Below are 2,089 nucleotides of genomic sequence, written 5' to 3'. Positions count from 1 at the left end.
GGCTCGCTCTTTCATTTCAGGGGTATAGTTTCGTGTTTTCATTGTCGTATTCTCTCAGAAAATTGAGTCTCCGACAATCCCGGGGCGGTTCAAGGTTTTTGGTGGTATGACACTTTGCACATCAGTTGTAGGTTGTACAGTAGGTGGTGCACTTATAATAGAAGGCTCTGATAATGTTGCAACTGGAAGGAGTAATTATGGTAAAAAACAATCTGATCAGGTGCCTTCTGCGGCTTTAGATGCGATAGGTGTAGATAAAAATACCGCTGGAAAAACGAAGTTAGTTGTAGGAGTTTCTACCGGATTCGCTGGTAGTGGAAATTTACTATTGAAACCTAAGCCAAGAATATCTAATGCAACAAATTAAGCTAGAGCTGATGCGATTAAATTCAATATTGATAACCCTCCTCATGTAGCAATGGGCGATGAGCCATATGTAGCCCCAAAACACACAACAACACAGGACTTTCAGACTCATGGTATTTCAGAAAATGATGTGCCACAATCTGTAAAAAATATTATGATGGAGGATATCGTGGAGAGTGGACACCCTAATCCTGATAGAGCTTTAAAAGAATATATTGAATCAGGAAAACCGGTACCAGTAGTACAAGTAGCTAATCAAAATACAAAACTGTATAAGCTTGTTAAGTTAGGTGGTGACTATGATACACCTAGTCCAAACACAGGTTATTGGATAGATCAAGCTCAATATGATTTGGTCAAAGCCCACCCTGATAGAGCCAATGATATCTTAGGGCTACCCGAAGGTAGTCAGGCTAACAGCTTTAAAGTATTTGTCATGCAACCCAAAGCAGGTGAAGCACCAAGAGTGTATCAATCATCCATAGCAACTACGACTAACGCTACTGGTTTGACCAATGTAGGTAATGCCACCCAAACCATAGTACCTAACCGTAAACTATGGCAAGAACCAGTAGAAACCAATGACATCATAAAGGTAAAGTAAAATGATTCAATTTAAAATGGACAAAAAAGAAATTAAACAAGCAGCGATTGAATTTAAGCAGGCACTTATAGAGTGGAAGTCAAGAGAAAAAATTGAAAAGGGTGCATTAATACGACATCCTGATTGGACTGAAGAAGATATATTACGTTGCATAGAGATTGAGACACGAACAGTGAAGCCAGTCTTAGAAGCATTTGAGCCTATTTATCGTTTGGCTATAAGAGGTGATATTAATGAGCTATTTGACTTTATGGGTTATATGATGAGTTATGTTGGTCGAGTGTTAGGTGATGAGCTATCGTGGCCAGAAGTACAAGACCCATATTACCGTATAATAACTAGTTTAAAAGGGGGACTAACTGCAGAAGAAATGTGGGAATCACCATACTATAAAAATCGGAAGTTACCAGAGCTTTACAGCGAAGTAGTGAAAGAAATTGAAGCAGAAGGTTGGAGTCATACCACGGATGGCTAGTATGTGGTTGTTTCTACTGATTATAATCGTTGCATTTTTTGTCGGATTTTATAAATCAAGAATTGTGCGTGTGCAAAGTTCACTTCAACCAAATGGAAGTAAAATGATTCAATTTAAAATGGACAAAGAAGAAATTAAACAAGCGGCGATTGAATTTAAGCAGGCACTTATTAATTAAAAGTCTAAAAAAGGAATTATTGGGGCAGCCTAGGCGCCAACAAAGCAAACGGCAACGCACAAAGCATTACCGCAGCCGAACAAAGCGGTATCATTGATAGAGGTAACAAGCAATCCTTCAAAGCAGGCGATACCACCAACATTGGCGGTATTATGGCCAACATCCAAACCGATAGTGAGGGCAATCAAGGCAGTGGCACCCTTAACTTTACCACAGACACTTTAACCACCAAAGATATTATCAACACCGCCACCAATGATCAGCGTAACCTAGGCGGTAGTATGAGCATAGGTACTGGAAAGCAAGGTCAAAGTATCAATAATGTAGGGGTACAGGTCGGTCATACTGCTAATGACTTTGAAAGTGTGACAAATGAACCGCCCCGACTATATCGGAGAGTGGATTGCTTGAGTCAGGCAGCTTTGTCTGACTCATTAAGGCTATCATAGTATCGTCTCTCAAACTC

At 39.9% G+C, this 2,089-nt stretch carries 5 protein-coding genes; all 5 read left to right on the top strand.

Annotated features, from left to right (window positions below):
- Positions 1-106 precede the first annotated feature (106 nt).
- Entirely contained in the window at positions 107-367 is a 261-nt protein-coding gene (locus G561_RS0113375) for a hypothetical protein (RefSeq protein ID WP_028859980.1), read from the top strand.
- Positions 368-418: 51 nt separating this feature from the next.
- The gene (locus G561_RS0113370; protein ID WP_028859979.1) at positions 419-970 is read left to right on the top strand and encodes a hypothetical protein; all 552 of its coding nucleotides are present in this window, start codon (positions 419-421) and stop codon (positions 968-970) included.
- A 1-nt stretch (position 971) separates the two neighbouring features.
- A complete protein-coding gene (locus tag G561_RS0113365) occupies positions 972-1,445 on the top strand; it encodes a hypothetical protein (protein WP_028859978.1) in 474 nt (157 codons plus the stop codon).
- The gene (locus G561_RS0113360) at positions 1,438-1,623 is read left to right on the top strand and encodes a hypothetical protein (RefSeq protein ID WP_028859977.1); all 186 of its coding nucleotides are present in this window, start codon (positions 1,438-1,440) and stop codon (positions 1,621-1,623) included. Before G561_RS0113365 ends, G561_RS0113360 begins: the two co-directional genes overlap by 8 nt.
- A gap of 152 nt (positions 1,624-1,775) precedes the next feature.
- Positions 1,776-2,072 (top strand): hypothetical protein, encoded by a 297-nt coding sequence (locus G561_RS0113355; protein ID WP_028859976.1) that lies wholly within the window; start codon positions 1,776-1,778, stop codon positions 2,070-2,072.
- Positions 2,073-2,089 lie beyond the last annotated feature (17 nt).

It is taken from the genome of Psychrobacter phenylpyruvicus DSM 7000 = NBRC 102152 (assembly GCF_000685805.1).
Lineage (GTDB): Bacteria > Pseudomonadota > Gammaproteobacteria > Pseudomonadales > Moraxellaceae > Psychrobacter > Psychrobacter phenylpyruvicus.
This window is presented reverse-complemented; position numbering and strand designations above follow the sequence as displayed.

Bases quoted from the DNA above. Each gene is read 5' to 3' on its own strand.
- G561_RS0113375 (WP_028859980.1), top strand. From the start codon at position 107: ATGACACTTTGCACATCAGTTGTAGGTTGTACAGTAGGTGGTGCACTT.
- G561_RS0113365 (WP_028859978.1), top strand. From the start codon at position 972: ATGATTCAATTTAAAATGGACAAAAAAGAAATTAAACAAGCAGCGATT.
- G561_RS0113360 (WP_028859977.1), top strand. From the start codon at position 1,438: ATGGCTAGTATGTGGTTGTTTCTACTGATTATAATCGTTGCATTTTTT.
- G561_RS0113355 (WP_028859976.1), top strand. From the start codon at position 1,776: ATGGCCAACATCCAAACCGATAGTGAGGGCAATCAAGGCAGTGGCACC.
- G561_RS0113370 (WP_028859979.1), top strand. From the start codon at position 419: ATGGGCGATGAGCCATATGTAGCCCCAAAACACACAACAACACAGGAC.